General features: G+C 61.4%; 16 protein-coding genes. 9 read left to right on the top strand and 7 right to left on the bottom strand.

The features are described 5' to 3' along the window. Nucleotides 1–182 precede the first annotated feature (182 nt). Nucleotides 183–659: a bacterioferritin gene (gene bfr, locus JAB8_RS17855; RefSeq protein WP_070290829.1), complete on the top strand. Its 477-nt coding sequence runs from the start codon at nucleotides 183–185 to the stop codon at nucleotides 657–659. 56 nt (nucleotides 660–715) lie between these two features. Here the strand turns inward: bfr and JAB8_RS17850 are convergent, their stop codons facing one another. Further along, nucleotides 716–1,330: a glutathione S-transferase N-terminal domain-containing protein gene (locus tag JAB8_RS17850; protein ID WP_070290828.1), complete on the bottom strand. Its 615-nt coding sequence runs from the start codon at nucleotides 1,328–1,330 to the stop codon at nucleotides 716–718. 277 nt (nucleotides 1,331–1,607) lie between these two features. Between JAB8_RS17850 and purB the strand changes: the two genes are divergently transcribed. The 6 genes from purB to JAB8_RS17820 all read left to right on the top strand — a co-directional run bounded on the left by purB (nucleotide 1,608) and on the right by JAB8_RS17820 (nucleotide 7,888). Next, nucleotides 1,608–2,987 (top strand): adenylosuccinate lyase, encoded by a 1,380-nt coding sequence (purB, locus tag JAB8_RS17845; RefSeq protein WP_070220631.1) that lies wholly within the window; start codon nucleotides 1,608–1,610, stop codon nucleotides 2,985–2,987. A 185-nt stretch (nucleotides 2,988–3,172) separates the two neighbouring features. Beyond that, entirely contained in the window at nucleotides 3,173–3,697 is a 525-nt protein-coding gene (locus JAB8_RS17840; RefSeq protein WP_070290827.1) for a cytochrome b, read from the top strand. 44 nt (nucleotides 3,698–3,741) lie between these two features. Further along, on the top strand, nucleotides 3,742–4,296 hold the full coding sequence (locus JAB8_RS17835; protein WP_070290826.1) for a YceI family protein: 555 nt from the start codon (nucleotides 3,742–3,744) through the stop codon (nucleotides 4,294–4,296). 123 nt (nucleotides 4,297–4,419) lie between these two features. Continuing rightward, the gene (locus JAB8_RS17830) at nucleotides 4,420–4,995 is read left to right on the top strand and encodes a YceI family protein (protein WP_070220635.1); all 576 of its coding nucleotides are present in this window, start codon (nucleotides 4,420–4,422) and stop codon (nucleotides 4,993–4,995) included. Nucleotides 4,996–5,159: 164 nt separating this feature from the next. After that, nucleotides 5,160–5,429 (top strand): GlsB/YeaQ/YmgE family stress response membrane protein, encoded by a 270-nt coding sequence (locus tag JAB8_RS17825; protein WP_034778894.1) that lies wholly within the window; start codon nucleotides 5,160–5,162, stop codon nucleotides 5,427–5,429. A gap of 305 nt (nucleotides 5,430–5,734) precedes the next feature. Further along, complete coding sequence (locus tag JAB8_RS17820; protein WP_070220636.1) at nucleotides 5,735–7,888, top strand: S46 family peptidase; 2,154 nt, start codon at nucleotides 5,735–5,737, stop codon at nucleotides 7,886–7,888. Between the two features lie 83 nt (nucleotides 7,889–7,971). On the opposite strand, the gene JAB8_RS17815 is transcribed toward JAB8_RS17820, so the two are convergent. After that, nucleotides 7,972–8,541 (bottom strand): hypothetical protein, encoded by a 570-nt coding sequence (locus tag JAB8_RS17815; protein ID WP_070290825.1) that lies wholly within the window; start codon nucleotides 8,539–8,541, stop codon nucleotides 7,972–7,974. 149 nt (nucleotides 8,542–8,690) lie between these two features. Between JAB8_RS17815 and JAB8_RS17810 the strand changes: the two genes are divergently transcribed. Both JAB8_RS17810 and JAB8_RS17805 read left to right on the top strand, forming a co-directional pair. Further along, nucleotides 8,691–10,379: a M14 family zinc carboxypeptidase gene (locus tag JAB8_RS17810; protein ID WP_070290824.1), complete on the top strand. Its 1,689-nt coding sequence runs from the start codon at nucleotides 8,691–8,693 to the stop codon at nucleotides 10,377–10,379. A gap of 90 nt (nucleotides 10,380–10,469) precedes the next feature. Then, nucleotides 10,470–12,620, top strand: a complete 2,151-nt coding sequence (locus tag JAB8_RS17805; protein ID WP_070290823.1) for an FUSC family membrane protein — start codon at nucleotides 10,470–10,472, stop codon at nucleotides 12,618–12,620. Nucleotides 12,621–12,631: 11 nt separating this feature from the next. Here the strand turns inward: JAB8_RS17805 and JAB8_RS17800 are convergent, their stop codons facing one another. From JAB8_RS17800 to JAB8_RS17780, 5 genes are all read right to left on the bottom strand, one after another. After that, nucleotides 12,632–14,581 carry a S9 family peptidase gene (locus JAB8_RS17800; RefSeq protein WP_254679540.1) on the bottom strand — a complete coding sequence of 650 codons (1,950 nt, stop codon included), beginning with the start codon at nucleotides 14,579–14,581 and terminating at the stop codon, nucleotides 12,632–12,634. A gap of 67 nt (nucleotides 14,582–14,648) precedes the next feature. Further along, on the bottom strand, nucleotides 14,649–16,121 hold the full coding sequence (locus JAB8_RS17795) for an amino acid permease (protein WP_083287796.1): 1,473 nt from the start codon (nucleotides 16,119–16,121) through the stop codon (nucleotides 14,649–14,651). 289 nt (nucleotides 16,122–16,410) lie between these two features. Next, the gene (locus JAB8_RS17790; RefSeq protein WP_070220650.1) at nucleotides 16,411–17,841 is read right to left on the bottom strand and encodes an amino acid permease; all 1,431 of its coding nucleotides are present in this window, start codon (nucleotides 17,839–17,841) and stop codon (nucleotides 16,411–16,413) included. Between the two features lie 129 nt (nucleotides 17,842–17,970). Further along, the gene (locus tag JAB8_RS17785) at nucleotides 17,971–18,429 is read right to left on the bottom strand and encodes a RidA family protein (protein ID WP_058048365.1); all 459 of its coding nucleotides are present in this window, start codon (nucleotides 18,427–18,429) and stop codon (nucleotides 17,971–17,973) included. A gap of 254 nt (nucleotides 18,430–18,683) precedes the next feature. After that, complete coding sequence (locus tag JAB8_RS17780; protein ID WP_070290821.1) at nucleotides 18,684–20,267, bottom strand: ATP-binding cassette domain-containing protein; 1,584 nt, start codon at nucleotides 20,265–20,267, stop codon at nucleotides 18,684–18,686. Between the last annotated feature and the right edge of the window lie 100 nt (nucleotides 20,268–20,367).

The raw sequence follows: 20,367 nt of genomic DNA, 5'->3' as shown, positions 1-20,367 counted from the left end.
TTTACGTTAAAAAGACGGAAAAATGCCGTTTAGCACCGAAAACCGCCCATATTTTGCGCTATCATGCGGGCATAGCGAAACCGGCAACCTGCGCGCCACCAGGCAGCCCTGCGCCACCCAGCCGTGAACGCCAGCAGCCTGCGGTTTCATCATCGAACGCGACACAGAACAAAGGAAATGCCATGAAGGGCGATAAAGAAGTCATCCGCATGCTCAATGCACAGCTCACCAACGAACTGTCGGCCATCAACCAGTACTTCCTGCATGCGCGCATGTACAAGCACTGGGGCCTGGAAAAGCTGGGCAAGAAAGAATACGAAGAATCGATCGGCGAAATGAAACACGCCGACAAGCTGATCGACCGCATCCTGATGCTCGACGGCCTGCCGAACCTGCAAGCGCTGCACAAGCTGCTGATCGGCGAGAACACGCCGGAAATGCTGGAATGCGACCTGAAGCTGGAACGCGCCGCGCACGCCACCGTCAAGGAAGGCATCGCCATCAGCGAAAAAGCGGGCGACTACGTCTCGCGCGACCTGTTCCTGATGATCCTGGAAGACACGGAAGAGCATATCGACTGGCTCGAAACGCAGATCGACCTGATCGCCAAGGTCGGCATTCAGAATTACCTGCAAAGTCAGATGGCGATTGATGAGTAATTGCTCTTCGAGGCAGATAAAAAAACCGGCAGAGCCGGTTTTTTTTCGTCCGCGCCTTATTGCGGCACGGTATCCTTGAAAGATTGCCGTTCGGACAGTTTGTCGAACAGGCGCGCCAGCGCCGGGTGATCCGCGCGCCAGTCGATTTCCGGGAAGCGGAAGCTGAGCCAGCCCAGGGTACAGCCCACGGCCACGTCGGCCAGGGTGTAGTTCTTGCCGGCGCAATACGCGCTCTCGCCCAGGCGCGCCTCGAGCGCCGCCAGGCCCAGCGTGACTTTGTCCAGCTGGCGCGCGATCCAGGCCGCGCTTTGCTGCTCGGGCGGGCGCTGCGTGCGCTCCAGGCGCACCAGCACGCCCGCGTCGAGGATGCCGTCGGCCAGCGCTTCCCAGTTCTTGATATCGGCCCGTTCGCGGCCATTGCCGCCGGCCGGCAGCAGTTTACAGACGGGCGTGAGCGTGTCGAGGTATTCGACGATGACTTTCGAGTCGATCAAGGTGCTGCCATCTTCCATCACCAGGCAGGGCACCTTGCCCAGGGGATTGGCCTGGGCGATGCGGGTTTCCGGCACCCACACGTTTTCCAGCTCGAAGACATAGTCGAGCTTTTTTTCCGCCAGCACGATACGGGCTTTGCGGACATACGGGCTGGCGAGGGAACCGATCAGTTTCATAGCTACTTTAAGGTAAAGGATCAGCAAGCAGTATAGCATCGGCGGCAGCGGTGTTTGGCGGCACGCGCCCAGCCGTCTCCATGGTGTGGCAGGCATGCCGCATCGGGGCCGGATTCAGCCAAATTGCGGTGCGCCGGCGCCCGATGGACGGCTGGCCAGCGGCCAGCGGTGGTAAAATCGTCCTTTACTGTGGCGCCGTCAGTATTGCTGTATTGCAATAGCCCTGCCCTCCCCGCGCGCCACACGCCAACCGTTTCTTTAACTTGCGTCCGCTCTCATGACTTCTACTACTCCGTATTCCACGCTGTCGGCCCTGTCTCCGCTCGATGGCCGCTACGCCAGCAAGACCGATCTGCTGCGCCCGATCCTGTCCGAAGCCGGTTTCATGCACCACCGCGTGAAAGTGGAAATCTCCTGGCTGCAGGCGCTGTCGCAAGCCGGTTTCGCCGAAATCAAGCCGTTCTCGGCCGAAGCGAGCGCCCTGCTCGACAAGATGGCGGCCGACTTCTCGGAAGCCGACGCGGCTCGCATCAAGGCCATCGAAGCGGTCACCAACCATGACGTCAAGGCCGTCGAGTACTGGCTGAAGGAACAAGTGGCGGACGTGCCGGAACTGGTGGCGGCGTCGGAATTCATCCATTTCGCCTGCACCTCGGAAGACATCAACAACACCTCGCACGGCATGATGCTCAAGGCCGCGCGCGACGGCGTGATGCTGCCGGCATTGAACGGCCTGGTGGCCAAGCTGACGCAGATCGCGCACGATAACGCCGATGTGCCGATGCTGTCGCGCACGCACGGCCAGACGGCCAGCCCGACCACCCTGGGCAAGGAATTCGCCAACGTCGTGGCCCGCCTGCAGCGCGCCGTGAAACGCATCGCGCAAGTGGAAATCCTCGGCAAGATGAATGGCGCCGTCGGCAACTACAACGCCCACCTGTCGGCCTATCCCGGCTTCGACTGGCCCGCATTCTCGCAGGCCGTCATCGAACAGCGCCTGGGTCTGGTCTTCAACCCATACACGATCCAGATCGAACCGCACGACTATATGGCCGAACTGTTCGACGCCTTCGCACGCGCCAACACGATCCTGCTGGACCTGAACCGCGACATCTGGACGTACGTCTCGCTGGGCTACTTCAAGCAGAAACTGAAAGCGGGCGAAATCGGTTCGTCGACGATGCCGCACAAGGTCAACCCGATCGACTTTGAAAACTCGGAAGGCAACCTGGGCCTGGCCAACGCCGTGCTCAAGCACCTGTCGGAAAAACTGCCCGTCTCGCGCATGCAGCGCGATTTGACCGATTCGACCGTGCTGCGCAACATCGGCGTGGGCCTCGGCTACACCTTGCTGGCGTATGACAGCTGCCTGCGCGGCCTGAACAAGCTAGAAGTGAACCACGCGCGCCTGGCGCAAGACCTGGACGCGACCTGGGAAGTGCTGGCCGAACCCGTACAAACCGTGATGCGCCGCTACGGCATCGAAAACCCGTACGAGCAGCTGAAAGAGCTGACGCGCGGCAAGGGCATCTCGAAGGAAGCGCTGCAAACCTTCGTCAATGGCCTGGCCATTCCGCAGGATGCCAAGGACGTGCTGCTGACCATGACGCCGGGCAACTACATCGGTATCGCGGCGCAATTGGCCAAAGCCATCTAAGCAGTTTTCACATGGGGATCGTCCGATCCCACTCCCGCGGGGCGGCCAGCACACAAATGCTGCCCGCCCCGCGGTTTTTCCGGCAATCTTTCTTGTAGAATCTCCAGCACGCAGCGCAATTTGATTTTCTTTGGTATATTAGGCCGAATTAGTCCTAATACGTACTACATTCAAGAAAGCCATCGATGCAACGCTACACCACCACCGCCATCATCCTGCACTGGCTGACCGCCCTGCTGATCATCAGCGCCTTCGTCATGGGCCTGATCATGACGGATATTCCCGGCCTGACGCCCACCAAGCTCAAATATTTCTCCTGGCACAAATGGCTGGGCGTGACCGTGCTGGCCATCGCCGCCATCCGCCTGCTGTGGCGCAAGGCCAACGTGCCGCCGCCGCACCCGGCCAGCATGGTTGCCTGGCAAAAGAAGGCGGCCGACGCCATGCATGTGCTGCTGTACATCCTGATCTTCGCCGTGCCCATCTCCGGCTACCTGTACACCCTGGCCGCCGGCGTGCCGGTGGTCTACCTGGGCCTGTTCCAGCTGCCCGTCATCATGGCGCCAAACCCGGAACTTAAGCCGCTTTTAAAAGAGATTCATTATGTTCTGAACATGACAATGGCAGCCGCCGTGGCCGCCCATGTGCTGGCGGCGCTGAAGCACCAGTTCATCGACCGTGATGGCGTCCTCAAGCGCATGCTGCCCTGACATCGACGTCCCCTTGCTCACTGAAACTACAGGAAAAAAACAAGATGAAAACCACCCAACGCATCGTCCTCGCTTCCCTGCTGGGCCTGTCCGTGGCCGCCACCGCCGCCACCCTGCTGAAAGTCGACCCCGCCAAGACCAGCGTGTCGGCCGTGTTCAAGCAAATGAACGTGCCCGTGGAAGCGAAGTTCAAGAAATTCAATATCGCCATCGATTACAACCCGGCCACGCCGGATGCCTCGAAAGCGTCGGTGGAAATCGAGACCGCCAGCATCGATATCGGCGACCCCGAGTACAACAAGGAAGTGGCGAAGAAAGAATGGTTCAACTCGGCCCAGTTCCCGAAAGCCACCTTTGTCTCGAGCAGCATCAAGGCCGCCGGCGCGGGCAAGCTGACGGTCACCGGCAAGCTGAGCATCAAAGGCAAGACCACCGACGTGACCTTCCCCCTGGCGGTAAAAGCCGACGGCGGCAAATACGCATTTGACGGCGCCCTGCCGATCAAGCGCCTGACCTACAACATCGGCGAAGGCGAGTGGAAAGACACGAGCATGGTTGCCGACGAGGTCACGATCAAATTCCACGTCGCTGCTCAGTAACACCTGAGGAAACGTCCATGGCTGCGTTGCTCTTGCCTCGTCGTGCTATTTGGCGCCTTGTCCTGCACGTTTTTCAGGCGTTACCAAAAACAACTCCACAACCTGTTCAACTTTAGGATCTGCATGAAACTTTCGCACTTGATGATCGCCGTGCTGGCAGCTGCCGGCGCGGGTTCGGCCATGGCCGCTACCGACACCTACAACCTCGACCCGACGCACACCTTCCCCAGCTTTGAAGCCGATCACATGGGCATGTCGGTGTGGCGCGGCAAGTTCAACAAGACCAAGGGGACGGTCGCCCTGGACCGCGCCGCCAAGACGGGAAGCCTGGACCTGGTCATCGATGCCGATTCGATCGATTTCGGCCTCGATGCCATGAACACGCACGCGAAAAAAGCGGACATGTTCAACGTCGAGAAATTTCCGCAAATCACCTACAAAAGTACCTCGCTCAAGTTCAACGGCGAGCAGCTGGTGGAAGTCGATGGCGAACTGACCTTGCTGGGCGTGACCAAGCCCGTCAAGCTGAATGTGAGCAAGTTCAAGTGCATCATGCACCCGCGCTACAAGCGCGAAGTGTGCGGCGCCGACGCCACGGCGGAATTCAAGCGCAGCGACTTTGGCTTGAACTACGGCATGCCGGCGTTCTCGCCGGAAGTCAAGCTGGCCATCCAGGTCGAAGCGATCAAGGCCGATTAAACACCGCCTTTCCGCAGGACAAGCCCGCCTCGCTGCCCGCAGCCAGGCGGGCTTTTGCATGCACGACGAGAATCCGCTGGACTTTTCTATCGTGCGGCATCACTATCGATTGGCATGATGTTGTTCTGACATGACACACCCACTTATCCACCGCGGAGGACCACATGAATTTCATTATCTGGATCGTTATTGGCGGCGTCATCGGCTGGCTGGCCAGCATGGTCATGAAAACCAATGCACAACAGGGCATCTTCCTCAATATCGTCGTCGGCATCGTTGGCGCCTTCCTGGGCGGCTGGCTGCTGGCGCCCCTGTTCGGCACGGGCACCATCAATAGCGACAATTTCAGTCTGGCTTCGCTGCTGGTCTCATTCCTCGGCGCCGTCATCCTGCTGGGCATCGTCAATCTTTTACGCCGCGGCAAAATACGCTAAGCAGGCAAACAGCTGCGCATCAGCAAATGGCCGGGCCGCGCAAGCGCCCGGCCACTTTTCATTGCCGCTAGGACACGTATGGACAATACCACAGCGGCCGCACGGAAAAATGCGCGTTGGCGGCCGGTTCCTGCCCCTGCGCCACCTAAAATCATGTCGTTCAAGCAACCACGTATGAACATACCCTCCGGAAAATGTGATTGACTAGTGCGGGTTCGATACGGATACTCTATGTCGCCCGCTGCACAATCAGCGGGTACTCCGCTGATTCCGACTTCCCTACAATGTAAAAGAACAGAACTCGAATGAAAAAATCTCTCATCGCGCTCGCCATCCTGAGCAACTTCGCACACGCCGACGAAGGCATGTGGATGCCCCAACAGCTGCCACAAGTAGCCAAGGAACTGAAAGCCGCCGGACTGAAACTCGATCCGACCACCCTGACCAAACTGACCGAATTCCCGATGGGCGCCATCGTCAGCCTGGGCGGCTGCTCGGCGTCGTTCGTCTCGCCGCAAGGCCTGGTTGCCACCAACCACCATTGCGTCTACAACAGCGTGGCGGTCAATTCGACCAAGGAGCGCGATTTGCTGGCCAACGGTTTCCTGGCCAAGACCTTCGCTGAAGAATTGCCGGCCGCCCCGGGCAGCCGCATCTTCGTCACCTCGGCCGTGACCAATGTCAGCGACAAGATCATCAGCGCCGACGTGGCCAAGCTGCAAGGCAAGGCACGCATCGACGCGATCGAGAAAAACCAGAAGAAACTGGTCGCCGAATGCGAAAAAGAAGCGGGTTTCCGCTGCACCGTGTCGAGCTACTACGGCGGCCTCGAGTTTTACCTGATCAAGCAACTGGAAATCCGCGACGTGCGCCTGGTGCACGCGCCACCAGCGGGCGTGGGTAAATTCGGCGGCGACACCGACAACTGGATGTGGCCGCGTCACACGGGCGACTACGGTTTCTACCGCGCCTACGTCAGCAAAGACGGCAAAGCTGCCGACTTCAGCAAGGACAACGTGCCGTACCAGCCAAAACACGTGCTGAAACTGGCCAAGGATGGCTTGAAAGAAGGCGATTTCGTCATGGCGCTGGGCTACCCGGGCCGCACCAACCGTCACCGCCTGCCATCGGAAGTGGCGTTCACGTTTGACTGGAACTACCCGGCCTTCGTGAAAGCGTCGGGCGAAACCCTGGCCATCATCGCGCGCGAAACCAAGGATAACAAGGACGTTGCCCTGAAATACGCGGGCCAGGTTGCCGGCGTGAACAATTACTACAAGAACCGCCAAGGCATGCTGGACTCGTACGCGGGCAGCGACTTCCTGGCGCGCAAGACGACGGAACACGAAGCCCTGAAAACCTGGGTCAACGCCAATCCTGCCCGCAAGGCGGAATTTGCCGGCGACATCGAGCAAGTGGAAAAGCTGATCGCCGAGCGCGATGCCGACACCAAGCGCGATTTCTTCCTCAGCTATGCGCAGCCACGCCTGCTGAGCACGGCACGCAGCCTGTACCGTTTGTCGAACGAAGGCACCAAGGCCGATACGGAACGCAAGTCCGGCTACCAGACGCGCGATTTGCCACGTTTGTCGTCGAGCATCACGTCGGTCGAGCGCACCTACGATGAAAAAGTCGACAAGGCGCTGGTATTGAACAGCCTGACCAAGTACGCCGCGCAACCAGCCGCACAACGCCGTGCCAGCTTCGACGCCGCCATCGGCATCAAGGATGGCATGTCGCAAGCCGACCTGGCCGCCGCCCTGGACAAACTGTATGCGGGCAGCAAGCTGGCCGACAAGGAAGAACGCGCGGCATGGTTGAAACGCACGCCAGCCGAATTCCAGGCCAGCAAGGACAGCTTCATCCAGGCCGCCGTCGCCATGTACCCGGATTCGCTGAAAAACGAAGCGGAAGACGAAGAACTGGCCGGCAAGATCCAGCAAGCCTACGCCAACTACATGAAAGCAAAAATCGCCTTCATGAAGAGCAAGGGCCAAGCCGTCTATCCTGACGCCAACAGCACCCTGCGCGTGACGTTCGGCCGTGTTGCCGGCCGTGACCATGGCGCCGACGGCACCACCTGGACCGCTTTCACCACCGTCAATGGCGTCGCCGCCAAAGCCACGGGCGAAGGCGAGTTCAATGCGCCGGCGAAACAACTGGCCGCGATCAAGGCCAAGGACTTCGGCAAATTCGTCGATCCGAAGCTGAAAACCGTGCCGGTCGACTACCTGGCCACCCTGGACATCACCGGCGGCAACTCCGGTTCGGCTGCCCTGAACGCAAAAGGCGAATTCATCGGCCTGGCATTCGACGGCACCTTGGACTCGATCATTTCCGACTGGGACTACAACAAGGCCAACACCCGTTCGATCCAGGTCGACCTGCGCTACATGCTGTGGAACATGAAACACATCGACCACGCAGACAACCTGCTGAAAGAAATGGGCGCCGAGTAATTCGCGGATAACAACAACTAATAAGCCCGGCAACGGGCGGTTGTTCCCTGAGCCACTCCTGCGGGAGTGGCTTTTTTTTTTGCCTAACGTTTTACTTTGCTAAAGCGGTAAGGCACGGCTTGCTCCTCGCCAAATACTTGCGCGCTGCCGCTTCCCAGCGGCAGCATGACCCTCCGGCCCTCCTGCAGCAGCAAGGCCAGGTCGGCGCCGGGAAAGCGCTGCGCCAGCAGCGGATAGGCTTGCCGGGCGATGCGCGCGGCGGGAATCACGATGCGGTAATCGCCGTCGCCAAAGTCCAGCAGCAGCGCGGCCACCTCATCCGGCCCCGGCAGCGCCGTGATGCGCAGGCGCGTGCTGCCCTTGACGAGCTCGAAAGCCGACCATACGGGCAAGACACGCTGCGTCGCGCCGACCCGCAACTGCGGCGCCTGCCCCGCCTCCGCCGACGTCAGCAAGACGTCGGGCCGCTCCTCCGATACGGCGCCATCGACGGCCAGCAGCCAGCCCCGGTAGCGTATCAGCGCGCCCTGTGCGGCGGCGGTCACGGAGCCGCCCTGCGCCACCGGTTCCTTGCTCGCAGGCAAGCGCAACGGCGCCGCCTGTGCCGCCAGGCAAGCCCACCACACCAGCGCTGCCAACACTGCCTTGCCCATGCCGCCTCCCTTGCGCGTGAAACGTATTCATAACACAAGTGCGGCCCGGCCCATCTGCCGCGCCTCAAGGCGCCGACGCCGGTGCTACAATTGGCCCCTAGCGGGCGTACTTACCCAGCGCGCCTTCCCCCTCCCAGACTCAGACCGCTATGCCACCAGACTTGCGCACGACCTACGAACTCGGTAACCACAACCAGACCACGACCTGGCTGGAATGCATCACCTTCTATCAAGATCTCGCCGCACGCTACCCGCAAGTGCTGCACTTCGAACAGATCGGCCTGTCCGATTCGGGCGTGCCCATCCATGCTGGCGTCATCAGCGCGGACGGCGTATTCGACCGCGAACAGATCAAGCGCGCGGGCCGCACCGTGTTCTTCAACAACAACGGCATCCACCCGGGCGAACCGGAAGGCATCGACGCCTGCATGGCCATCGTGCGCGACCTGTGCACGCAGCCGGAACGCCTGGCGGCGCTGGGCAGCACCGTGCTGCTGTTCATTCCGATCTACAACGTCGATGGCAGTCTGAACCGCGCCAACACGTCGCGCGTAAACCAGGATGGCCCGGAGCAATTCGGTTTCCGCGGCAATAGCCGCCACCTGGACTTGAACCGCGATTTCATCAAGTGCGACAGCCTGAACGCGCAAGTGTTCAACCGCCTGCTGGCCAGCTGGGACCCGGACGTGATGGTCGACACGCACACGTCGAACGGCGCCGACTACCCGTACACGATGACCCTGATCCACACGCAGACGGATAAGCTGGGCAATGGCCTCGGTCCCTTCCTGCAAGACACCATGCTGCCGCACATCTTTGCGCACATGGAACAAGCCGGCTGGCCCACCTGCCCGTACGTGAACCCCGTCAAGGATAGCCCGGACCACGGCATCGCCGAATTCCTCGAAGTGCCCCGTTTCTCGACCGGTTTTGCGGCCTTGCATCACGTCATCGGTTTCATGCCGGAAACGCACATGCTCAAGCCCTTTGCCGACCGCTACGCGTCCATGCGCGTCCTGCTCGACATCACCATGGCGTTTACGGTGAAGCATGGCGAGAGAATCCGCCAATTGCGCGCGCAAGCCAAGGCAGCGGGACGCACGCAAGCCGAGTGGCCCATCCACTGGAGCATGAACGAGGAACAACCGTCGACCTTCCCTTTCAAGGGCTACGCGGCCAAATACACGGCTAGCGTGCTGGGCGACTACCAGCGCCTGTCGTACGACCGCTCGCAGCCGTGGGAACGCGACATCGCCTACTACAACCGCTTCGATGCGGACGTCACCGTGGCCGCGCCAAAAGCCTATATCGTGCCGCAAGCGTGGCGCGAAGTCATCGAACGGCTGCGCTGGAACGGCGTCGAAATGAGCCGAATCACCACCGAACAGACGGTAACGGCGCGCTACTACCACATCACCGACGTCGGCACGCGGGCCACGGCCTACGAAGGCCACATGTTCCACGACACGGTGGAACTGGAAGCGCGCACGGGCCAGTTCACCGTGCAGGCGGGCGACTATGTGATCAGCCTGGACCAGGACAACGCCCGCTACGCCGTGGAAACGCTGGAACCGCAGGCACACGACAGCTTCTTCCGCTGGGGCTTCTTCAACAGCGTGCTGGAGAAGAAAGAAGCGTTTTCCGATTACGTCTTTGAAGACATGGCGTCGGAACTGCTGCGCGATGAGCCGGCGCTGGCCGCTAAATTTGCCGAGTGGAAGGCAGCGAATCCGGCCTTGCTGAGCAATCAGGAAGCCGTGCTCGACTTCATTTTTGAACACTGCCAGCGCTTTGCCGAGCCTGAATGGCGGCGCTATCCCGTCATTGCCCTGATGTAAATCAAGGCTGTAGCGAATGCAACATCCTGGCGCCGCATCGGAGACCCCGGTGCGGCGCCTCTTTCTGTGCCCTGCCCACAAGGTAATCCCATGCACTACGCACTGAACCTGCGCACCTTTATCTACAGCCATTATTTTTACCTGGGCTTGCGCGTGGCCATCGGCCTGGTCGGCCTGACCTTGCTGACCCTGGAGATCAGCGACAGCGCCACCGCCATGACCGTGTGCATCGGCGCCCTGTGCACGACCCTGATGGACATGCCCAGCCCCCTGCGCCACAAGTTCAACGAGATGCTGGCCTCGGTTCTGCTGTGCAGCGCCGTCACCTTGTTAATCAGCCTGTGCGGTCCCGTGCAGTGGCTGCTGATGACGGTGCTCGTGCTGGTCAGCTTTCTTGCCAGCATGATGGTGGTGTACGGCAAGAAATCCATGCCCTTGCAACTGGCCGCCCTGTTCATCATGACCATGTCGATGGAGCACCAGATGACGTGGCAGCAATCGTTTCACCATGCGGGCCTGTTCATGCTGGGCGGCTTGATCTATCTGGCCTATGCCATGGCCATCGCCTGGGTCTTGCGCCACCGCATCAAGCAGCAAGTACTGGCCGAAGCCCTGTTCGAGTTAGCCGCCTACATCGACATCAAGGCCGATTTCTACGACACGCGTTTCAATTTGACGGAACAGTTCAACAAGCTGGTGCGCCATCAAAGCATTCTGGCCGACCGCCAGCAGGCGTCGCGCGACCTGATTCTGCGCAGCCACAAAAACAGCAAAGATGCCATCGTCGTACAGGTGCATGTGTGCATGCTCGATTTGTATGAACTGATCCTCTCCACGCACACGGATTACGCGCTGCTGCGCCAGCACCTGGCCGACTCCGATGTCTTGAAATCCTTGCACGACCTGGCCTACAAGGCGGCGCGCGACATCGAATCCGTGGCCTACGCTGTCACGCGCAAGCGCGCCTCGTATGCGCAGATCAGCTATGACAGGGAATGGGCCGAGATCGAAGCGGAAATCGCCCGCCTGCACGCAAAAGGCGACGGCGCGCAGGAAGCGCTGGCGACCCTGCGCGCGCAGCGCAACAAGATCCGCGCCATTTTGAAAATGATCGCCGAGCTGCATCTGGCGACGCAAAAAGTCTATGCCGACGTGCCGTTCTGGAGCGGCGCGGACATGGCGCCGTTTTTGTCGCAGCAGAAATACGAACTGAAGACCCTGCTATCGAATCTGCGCCTGGATTCGCCCGTGTTCCGCTTCGCCCTGCGCGTGTCGATGGCCATCTCCGTGGGATTACTGATCGGCCACTGGCTGCCGTATGCGGCGCACAGCTACTGGATCGTCCTGACCATCGTCATCATCCTGCGCCCCACCTTCAGCATGACGCGCCAGCGCCGCGCCGACCGCATCATCGGCACCATCATCGGCTGCATCATCACGGCCATCGTGATCCGCTTCGTGCACAGCAATATCGTGCTGATGGCCATTTTATTCCTCTCCATCGTGGCCACGCCCACCTTCATCTATCTGCGTTACCGCTACACGGCCATTGCCGTGAGCCTGATGATCTTGCTGCAAATGCACCTGGTGGCGCCCAGCAACCCGAACCTCGTCAGCGAGCGCCTGATCGACACCCTGATCGGCGCGGCGGTGGCCACCGTGTTCAGCTTTGTGCTGGCCAACTGGGAATACCAGAGCCTGCCGCGCCTCGTGCGCCAGGTACTGAATGTGAACCTCAGCTATATGCAAGCCAGCTTCGCGCTGCTGCAGGGAAAATGCTTCGATGATTTCGCCTACCGCATCGAACGCAAGCGCTTGATGGACAGCCTGGCCGCGCTCAGCTCGGCGCTGGTGCGCATGCTCGATGAACCGGCCAGCAAGCAGCGGGCCGTGGAAGACATCAACCTGTTCATCGTGCAAAATTACTTATTGGTCGCCCACGTGGCGGCGCTGCGCTCGATCCTCGGGCGCCACGCCAGCCAGCTGCCCGTCACGCCCGTCAACGCCCTACTCGGCCATAGCCACACGCAAGTGTGCCTGACCCTGTCGCGCGCGCTGGAGCAGCTCGATGACAAGGCCGCCATCAACGCGCCGCTGGCCGCCCCCGCCGCGCCGCCCGTCAGCGACGTGGCCTGGTCGGGCTGGCCGCTGGTGCAGCGCCGTATTCGCCTGTTGCAGGCGGATGCGGACAAGATCGTGGTACATAGCGCGGCCATCGTGCATATTGTGGCCCCGCGCTAAGCCTGCGCGACTTACTTCAAGTACCGCTCAAACCAGCCGATGGTGCGCTGCTGCAAATCGCGCTGGTGCTCGGGCTTGCGGAAGGAATGGCCTTCGCCGTCGTAGATGAACAGGCTGGACGGCACGCCCATGGCCCGCAAGCCGTGCCAGAATTCCAGCGACTGGGCGGCCGGCGTTTCCACGTCGCGCTCGCCCACGTAAATCAAGGTCGGCGTCTTCGCCGCCTTGATCGATTCGATGGGCGAAGAATTGCGATACACGGCCGGGTTGTCATAGGCGGAAGCGCCGAAGAACGGGATCATCCACTGGTTGATGCCGTTCTGGCCGTAATAACTGATCCAGTTCGACACGCCCGCCCCCGCCACGGCCGCCTTGAAGCGATCGCTGTGCGTGACGCCCCACATGGTCATGAAGCCGCCATACGAGTGGCCGATCAGGCCCAGGCGCTGGCCGTCGACGGGCGCCACTTTTTGCGCGGCATCGATGCCGGTGAGAATGTCGCGCCAGTCGCCGCCGCCAAAGTCCGCCATGTTGGCGCGTGTAAAAGCCTGGCCCTGGCCAAAGCTGCCGCGCGGATTGGGCAGGAAGACGAAATAGCCTTTTTGCGTCAATTCGTGGATCAGGGTGCTCGCCGCCACGTAACGGGGCGAGGCGGCCGCGCCGGGCCCGCCATGCACGTTGACGATCATCGGGTAGCGCTTGCCTGCGTCCGTCTTCAACGGCCCCAGCAGCCAGCCTTGCACCTTGTATTGCTCGTTGTTCCAGCCCACGTTCTGCACCGTCAACTGCGGCGCAAAGCCGTCATTGTCGCGCGTGATCTTTTTCAGCTGGCCCACCGGCCCCGCCACCAGGTAGCTGGCATGGGTAAAGTCTTCCTGCGCGGCAGCCGCTTGCGAGCCATCGGCGCTGAAGGACAGACGGCCATCGCTGCCGCCACTGCTCAGTTCACCGAGCAGCACGGGCTGGGCCGGCCCCGTTTGCGCATCGACGGGCACCAGCGCCAGCTCCGAATCGATCAGGGCCGTCGCCAGCAAGCCGGCGCCGCGCCAGACGACGCCATTGAAGGTGCCGCGGTAATCGGGCGTGAGATTGCGCGGCGTGCCGCCGGCCAGCGGCACGGTATAAATATCGCCGCCGATGGAGCCGAAATCGCTCATCAGGCCGCCGATGAAGGCCACCGTCTTGCCGTCCGGCGAGACCGACGGCAGGTTCAGCTGCATGGCCGGCGACGCGATCACGCGCAGGGCTCCCGTGTCCCCGTCAATATGGCTGAGTTTGGCAACCCACCAGTTGCTGTCGCCATTGCCCTGCGCGCTGGTGGCAACAAAGCCGCGGCCATCAGGCGTCCAGTTGTATTCATACACATAGGTGTCGGCGGGTGACAGCAGGCGCGGTTCGCCGCCGCTGGCCGGCACGATGGCGATGCGCTGGGCATCATCTTCGCTGCCCACCTCGCCCACCTGCCGCGCGCCCGCCTCCACGGCGCCGGCCAGCTTGCGCGCGCCCACCGTGGCCAGCAGCGCCAGCTGCTTGCCGTCCGGCGACCAGCGCGCCGTGCTGGCCACACCTTTGATACTCGTCAACACGCGCGCCTGTGCCTGCGTCATCGTGGCCAGGTACAGCTGCGCCGTGCCCGCCTTGGCGTCGTAGCCGACAAAGGCCAGTTGCCTGCCATCGGGCGACCAGCTGGGCTTGTCATAGGAACACACGGCGCACGGGTCGAATTGCTGCACGATGGCGCCGTTGGCGGCGTCGCGCACGACGATGGCCGCGTTCGGACGCTGCGGCTGTTCACCCACCTTGCTCGACTCGATGGCGGCAATGCGCTGGCCATTGGCCGACAGGGCCACGGCGCGGTAATCGCGCAATGCCGGCCCGCTGGCAGGCGCGGCTTGCGCCGTGGTTCCCAGAAAGCTGCTTGCCAGCAAGCCGCAGGCGGCCAGATCAGTTATTTTCATCATGTAAATTCCGGTTAGAAATAAAAAAAACCGCCGGCAAGCGCGGCGGTTTTGGATGGAACAGACTGCATTAGCGGGTCTTCCTGCCCAGGTGCGAATGCCGCATGCTGTACAAGAAGTAAATGGCCACCGTGACCGCCATCCACACGCTGAACACGACAAACGTCGTATGCGGCAAATCACGCATGATGTACAGGCAAGCCATAATGCTCAGGCCAGGAATCACGTACGGCCCGAACGGCACGCTGAAGCCTTCGATACGGTTGGCGCCCTGCTTGTGGCGCAGCACGGGCACGGCGATCGAGACCACCATGAAGGCCGTCAGGGTGCCGATGCTGACCATGTCCCACAGGTAAGTCGCATCGACGGAACCCGCCACCAGAGCCACCACCAGGCAGACGATGATGGTATTGCTGACCGGTACCAGGGTGCGCGGATGGATCTTCTGGAACGATTTCGGGATCAGGCCGTCGCGGCTGACGGCAAACAGGATGCGCGTCTGGCCGTAGATCGTCACCAGGGTCACGCTGAAGACGGAAATGACGGCACCGGCCGACAGCACCAGCGCGGGCCAGGTCTTGCCCGTGACGTTTTGCAGGATCACCGCCAGGCCCGCTTCCTGGCCTTCGAACAATTTCGCCTGTTGCGCACCGAGGGCGGCCACGGCCACCAGCAAATAAAACACGGTAACGATCAGCAAGCCATACAGGATGCCGCGTGGCACATTGCGCTTGGGATCTTTCACTTCATCGCCCGCCGTCGCCACCGTATCGAGGCCGATGAAGGAGAAGAAGACGGTGCCGGCCGCAGCGGTGACGCCCGTCATGCCGGCAAAGCCCTTGCTATTGTCGGTATTAAAGAACGGTACGAAGTTGTCTGCATTAAAACCGGAAAAGGCAATGGCAATGAAGAACACGAGGATGGACAGCTTGATGATGACCATGATGGCGTTCATCAGGGCCGATTCCTTGGCGCCGCGCAGCAGCAAAAAGCCGCACATGCAGATCAAAAAGATGGGCGGCAGGTTGATGTGGCCGGAGTGGAACTCCATGCCATGCGGGCCGGAAACGATCATCGGCGTGCGCAGCATCTCGGGAATATGCCAGCCAAACGCGTTTTCCAGGAAGTTATTCAGGTAGGACGACCAGCCGATGGCCACGGCACTGCCCGCCAAGCCGTATTCGAGCAGCAGACAGGCGGCCATGATGAAGGCAAGAAACTCACCCACGGTGGCGTAGGCAAACGAATACGAGGAGCCGGAGGCGGGGATGCGGAACGACAATTCCGCATAGCACAAGGCCGTCAAGCCAGCCGTGATGGCGGCGATCAGGAAGGACAGGACGACCGAGGGGCCCGCCTTGGGCACGGCTTCGACCATGGTAAAGAAGATGCCCGTGCCGATGGTGGCGCCGACGCCGATCATGGTGAGGGAAAACAGGCCGATGGAGCGGCTCAAGCCGCTGCTGCTGAGGCCTTCACCATATTCGACCGTGGTATCGATCGGCTTGGTGCGGCAGAGTTTCTGGACCAGGGTTTGGCTCACTAGACTTCCTTTATGAGGCATACGTATTTTCGTACGACGGGTAAAAACAAATAGCGCTCCGGCCCTACCTGGCAAAAAACCGGAAAGATCGCGTCCATTTTCAAAACTAAGCGATTATAGGGCTTTCACCGGCTCAGCTAAACAGAACTTTGATGTAAGGAAACAACGCCAGGCGTGCGCCGCGAAACGCGCATGGACGCTAGCGGGGCCTGGGATTGTCAATATGAAATAAAAAGCGCGCCGCTGCGGGTGCAGGGGCGCGCTTCTGGCTCAGCTCAACGACGCTGGCTTACTTCTTGATGTGTGGCGCATCGGCCGCTGGCCAACCCGCTTCGTAGCCTTGCGGCACGTCATCGCGCTTGTCCTTGGGCGCCAGGCCCAGCGCGTAGTACAGCACCGTCAGCAGGATCAGCCAGGCCGGTCCCACCATCAGGGCGATGCGCGTATCGGGGAAATACGCCATCAGGCCGATCACCAGCGCCAGGAACGCGAGCGAAATCCAGGAACCATACGGCGCGAACGGCATGCGGAAGGCCAGGTTCTTGATTTCCAGCGGCGTCAAGGTCTTGCGGAACTGGATCTGCGTGACCAGGATCACGCCCCAGGTCCAGACGGCGCCGAAGGTCGAGATCGAGGTGACCCAGATAAACACTTTTTCCGGCACCATGTAGTTCAACAGCACGCCCAGCAACAGCGCCACGACGGACACGAGGATGGCGCGGCGCGGCACGCCGCTGGCCGTCGTTTCCGCAAACGCCTTCGGGGCCTGGCCTTGCAGCGCCAGGTTGTACAGCATGCGGCCCGTGCTGAAGATACCGCCATTGCACGACGACAAGGCTGCCGTCAGCACGACGAAGTTGATGATGCCGGCGGCCGTCTTGATGCCCAGGCGTTCGAACGTCATGACGAAGGGACTGCCGGTGGTGCCGATTTCATTCCATGGGTAGATCGACAGGATGACGAACAGCGCGCCGACATAGAAAATCAGGATGCGCCAGAACACGGAATTGATGGCGTCGGGAATCGATTTCTTCGGGTTCGCCGCTTCGCCGGCCGTCAGGCCGATCATTTCCACGCCCAGGTAGGCAAACATCACCATCTGCAAGGACATCAGCACGCCTTGCGCGCCATTCGGGAAGAAGCCGCCATGCGTCCACAGGTTCGAGATGCCGATGGCCACGCCGCCGTTGCCGAGACCGAAGACGATCATGCCCGTGCCGCCGACAATCATCAGGATGATGGTGACGACCTTGATCAGGGCGAACCAGAATTCGAACTCGCCGTAGGCTTTCACGGCCAGCAGGTTGATGGCGCCCATGGAACCGAGGGCCGCCAGGGCCCAGATCCAGCGCGGCACGTCGGGGAACCAGATGCCCATGTAAATGGCGACGGCGGTAATTTCCGCCACACACGTGACCAGCCACAGGAACCAGTAGTTCCAGCCCGTCAGATAGCCTTGCAGGGGGCCCAGGTAATCCTGGGCATAGCGGCTGAAGGAACCGGCAACCGGGTTGTGCACGGCCATTTCGCCCAGCGCGCGCATGATCATGAAGATGACCGCGCCACCGATGATGTACGACAGCATGATGCCGGGACCGGCCATCTTGATGGCGTTGCCGGAACCCAAAAACAGGCCCACGCCAATCGCGGCGCCCAGCGCCATCAGGCGGATTTGCCGCTCGCCCAGGCCGCGGTGCAAGCCTTGTTCACTCGTTTTCATTACGTGTCTCCGTTTTTTTCTTGAATACACCGATCCCTCCACCCCAATGGCGGTTCCGCTCTTGCTGGAAAGGAGGAAAGGGCTAGCCGGCGGCAATCGCCGGCATGCTCATGTGTTCAGGCTACTGCGTCAGGCCAGTTCGGCGATCAGCTCGATCTCGACGCAAGCACCCAGCGGGATTTGCGCCACGCCAAAGGCGGAGCGGGCGTGCTTGCCGCTATCGCCGAAGACTTCGACGAACAGTTCCGAGGCGCCATTGGTCACCAGGTGCTGTTCCGTGAATTCGGAGGTGGAATTGACCAGGCTCATGACCTTGACGATGCGCTTGACCTTGTTCAAGTCGCCGCCGCATGCATCTTGCAGGGTGGCGATCAGTTCGATGGCGATGCCGCGCGCAGCGATCTTGCCTTCTTCCGTGGTGACGTCCTTGCCCAGTTGGCCAACCCAGACCTTGCCATCCTTCTTGGCCAGGTGGCCGGACAGGAAGACGGTGTTGCCCGTGCGGGCATGCATCACGTAGGCGGCAGCTGGGGCGGCGACGACTGGCAATTCAATGTTGAGGGCTTTGATTTTTTCGTAAAACGACATGCTATTTCTCCAAGAAAACAATATAAGCGAAACCAAAATTCATGCACGGCAGGGCACGCAGGATGACGCCCTGGCAGCGCGGTAGTGACCGACAACAGTGCCAGATTAAACGTCATCATATTGGTGAACCAGCAGTTTTAGTTCACAAATAGGCCCGGTTATTCAGTGGATTATACCGACAATCAAACAAAATTCAGCATCGGTTCATGAAGCATGCTCTACAGGCATCGAGCGTGACTTTTTTCATTAAATTGTCACTTGTGCAATGTCAAGCCCTCGGGGTCAAGATTTATTGCCTCCAAAAATGCCTGGTCGTGCGAAACCACAAGTAACGCCCCCTGGTATTGCAGCAGCATCTGCTCCAGCGCCTGCAGGCTGGCCAGGTCCAGATGATTGTCCGGTTCGTCGAGCAGCAGCAGTTGCGGCGGCGCCTGCGCATACAGCTCGGCCGCCAGCGCCACCTTCATGCGCTCGCCGCCGCTGAGCAAACGGCTGGGCATGGTGGCGCGCGCGCCGGCAATGCCCAGCAGCGCCAGCCGCGTGCGCAGCTCGCCTTCCGGCAAGATACTGTTGCGTGCCTGCAAGCGTTGCACGGCGCTGCACTCGCCGTCTTGCAGCCCAGCATGCTGGTCCAGCCAGGCCACCTGCGCATAGCAGCGCGGCTCGCCGCTGGCGGGCGCCAGTTGTCCGGCGATCACGCGCAGCAGGGTCGACTTGCCGCTGCCATTGTCGCCCGTCACGGCCAGGCGGCGCGGCCCGCTCAAGACCAGGTTCACAGGCTGCGCCTGGCCATGCGGCAAGACCAGCTCGCGCAGCTCCAGGATCAGCTTGCCGTTCGGCACGGCGCTCTCGGGCGCCAGCAGCAGCCGTTCGGCCTCGGGCGCACAGCGGGCGCTGGCATCCATCACGCGCTGCTGGCGCGCCTGCTGCGCCTCTTGCGCTCGCACGCGCAGCTTGCCCTGGCTATCCTGGCTTTTCTCCTTTTTCGCGTCGAGCAGCAGCTTGCTCTGGTTGCCTTCGCGCCCTTCCCTCTCGCCGCGTCCGACTCGGCGCTGCTGGCGCTCGGCGTGCTGTTGCGCTTCACGCTGTTCGCGTCGGGCACCAGCCTTTTCCGCCTGCAGGGCCGCAGCAAAACCGGCCTGTTCCAGCGCGCGCTGCTGCGCATACAGCGCGTAATTGCCGCCATAGCTGCGCAAGCCCTGCGGCGACAGCTCGGCGATTGCATCGACGTGCTCGAGCAAGCCGCGGTCATGGCTGATCAGCAGCAAGCCACCCGGCCAGCGCGCCATCTGCGCCACCAGGCGGGCGCGCTGCCGCGTGTCAAGGTGGTTGCTCGGTTCATCGAGCACCAGCCAGTCCGCCTGCGACAGCCAGGCGCCCTGCAGCGCGATGCGCTGGCGTTCGCCGCCGCTCAGGCTGGCCGTTGATGTATCGGCATCGACATGGCGCAAATCGAGCGCATCAAGCGCCTGGCGCAATCGGGCCTGGGCATCCCAGCGTTCGCCCACCAGTGCATAGTCGGCCTCGTCGATGCTGCCGGCGGCGATGCGCGCCAGCGCGGCCAGCAAGTCGTCCATGCCGGCCAGCGCCGCCACCGTGCGATAGCGCTCCGGATCGAGCTCCTGCGCCACGTAATGCACGCTGCCGTCACAGCGCACGGCGCCAGAAGACGGCTGCGCCCGGCCTGCCAGCAGGCGCGCGAGCACGCTCTTGCCCACGCCGTTATCGCCGACGAGGCCGATACGTTGCGGGGCAAAAGAAAATTGCAAATCGGAAAACAAGGCGCGGCCATCGGGCAGCACAAAGGAAAGACGGTCGAGTTGTAGTAATGCGGGCATGGATACTCCTTGAGCAAGGCTGGCGAACCCGCGCGGCGCAATGGCGCGCTGGCGGGATGGGCGAGGCCGTGCACAGCACGGCAGTATCAATGGCGCATGT

Source organism: Janthinobacterium sp. HH106, from assembly GCF_001758725.1.
In the GTDB taxonomy this organism is placed as follows: domain Bacteria; phylum Pseudomonadota; class Gammaproteobacteria; order Burkholderiales; family Burkholderiaceae_D; genus Janthinobacterium.
Note: the sequence above shows the minus strand (reverse complement) of the source record. Positions and strands in the feature narration are given on the sequence as shown.

What these genes read in the sequence shown, in the direction of transcription:
- bfr (WP_070290829.1), top strand. Translation starts at nt 183, where the DNA reads ATGAAGGGCGATAAAGAAGTCATCCGCATGCTCAATGCACAGCTCACC.
- JAB8_RS17850 (WP_070290828.1), bottom strand. Translation starts at nt 1,330, where the DNA reads ATGAAACTGATCGGTTCCCTCGCCAGCCCGTATGTCCGCAAAGCCCGT.
- purB (WP_070220631.1), top strand. Translation starts at nt 1,608, where the DNA reads ATGACTTCTACTACTCCGTATTCCACGCTGTCGGCCCTGTCTCCGCTC.
- JAB8_RS17840 (WP_070290827.1), top strand. Translation starts at nt 3,173, where the DNA reads ATGCAACGCTACACCACCACCGCCATCATCCTGCACTGGCTGACCGCC.
- JAB8_RS17835 (WP_070290826.1), top strand. Translation starts at nt 3,742, where the DNA reads ATGAAAACCACCCAACGCATCGTCCTCGCTTCCCTGCTGGGCCTGTCC.
- JAB8_RS17830 (WP_070220635.1), top strand. Translation starts at nt 4,420, where the DNA reads ATGAAACTTTCGCACTTGATGATCGCCGTGCTGGCAGCTGCCGGCGCG.
- JAB8_RS17825 (WP_034778894.1), top strand. Translation starts at nt 5,160, where the DNA reads ATGAATTTCATTATCTGGATCGTTATTGGCGGCGTCATCGGCTGGCTG.
- JAB8_RS17820 (WP_070220636.1), top strand. Translation starts at nt 5,735, where the DNA reads ATGAAAAAATCTCTCATCGCGCTCGCCATCCTGAGCAACTTCGCACAC.
- JAB8_RS17815 (WP_070290825.1), bottom strand. Translation starts at nt 8,541, where the DNA reads ATGGGCAAGGCAGTGTTGGCAGCGCTGGTGTGGTGGGCTTGCCTGGCG.
- JAB8_RS17810 (WP_070290824.1), top strand. Translation starts at nt 8,691, where the DNA reads ATGCCACCAGACTTGCGCACGACCTACGAACTCGGTAACCACAACCAG.
- JAB8_RS17805 (WP_070290823.1), top strand. Translation starts at nt 10,470, where the DNA reads ATGCACTACGCACTGAACCTGCGCACCTTTATCTACAGCCATTATTTT.
- JAB8_RS17800 (WP_254679540.1), bottom strand. Translation starts at nt 14,581, where the DNA reads ATGATGAAAATAACTGATCTGGCCGCCTGCGGCTTGCTGGCAAGCAGC.
- JAB8_RS17790 (WP_070220650.1), bottom strand. Translation starts at nt 17,841, where the DNA reads ATGAAAACGAGTGAACAAGGCTTGCACCGCGGCCTGGGCGAGCGGCAA.
- JAB8_RS17785 (WP_058048365.1), bottom strand. Translation starts at nt 18,429, where the DNA reads ATGTCGTTTTACGAAAAAATCAAAGCCCTCAACATTGAATTGCCAGTC.
- JAB8_RS17780 (WP_070290821.1), bottom strand. Translation starts at nt 20,267, where the DNA reads ATGCCCGCATTACTACAACTCGACCGTCTTTCCTTTGTGCTGCCCGAT.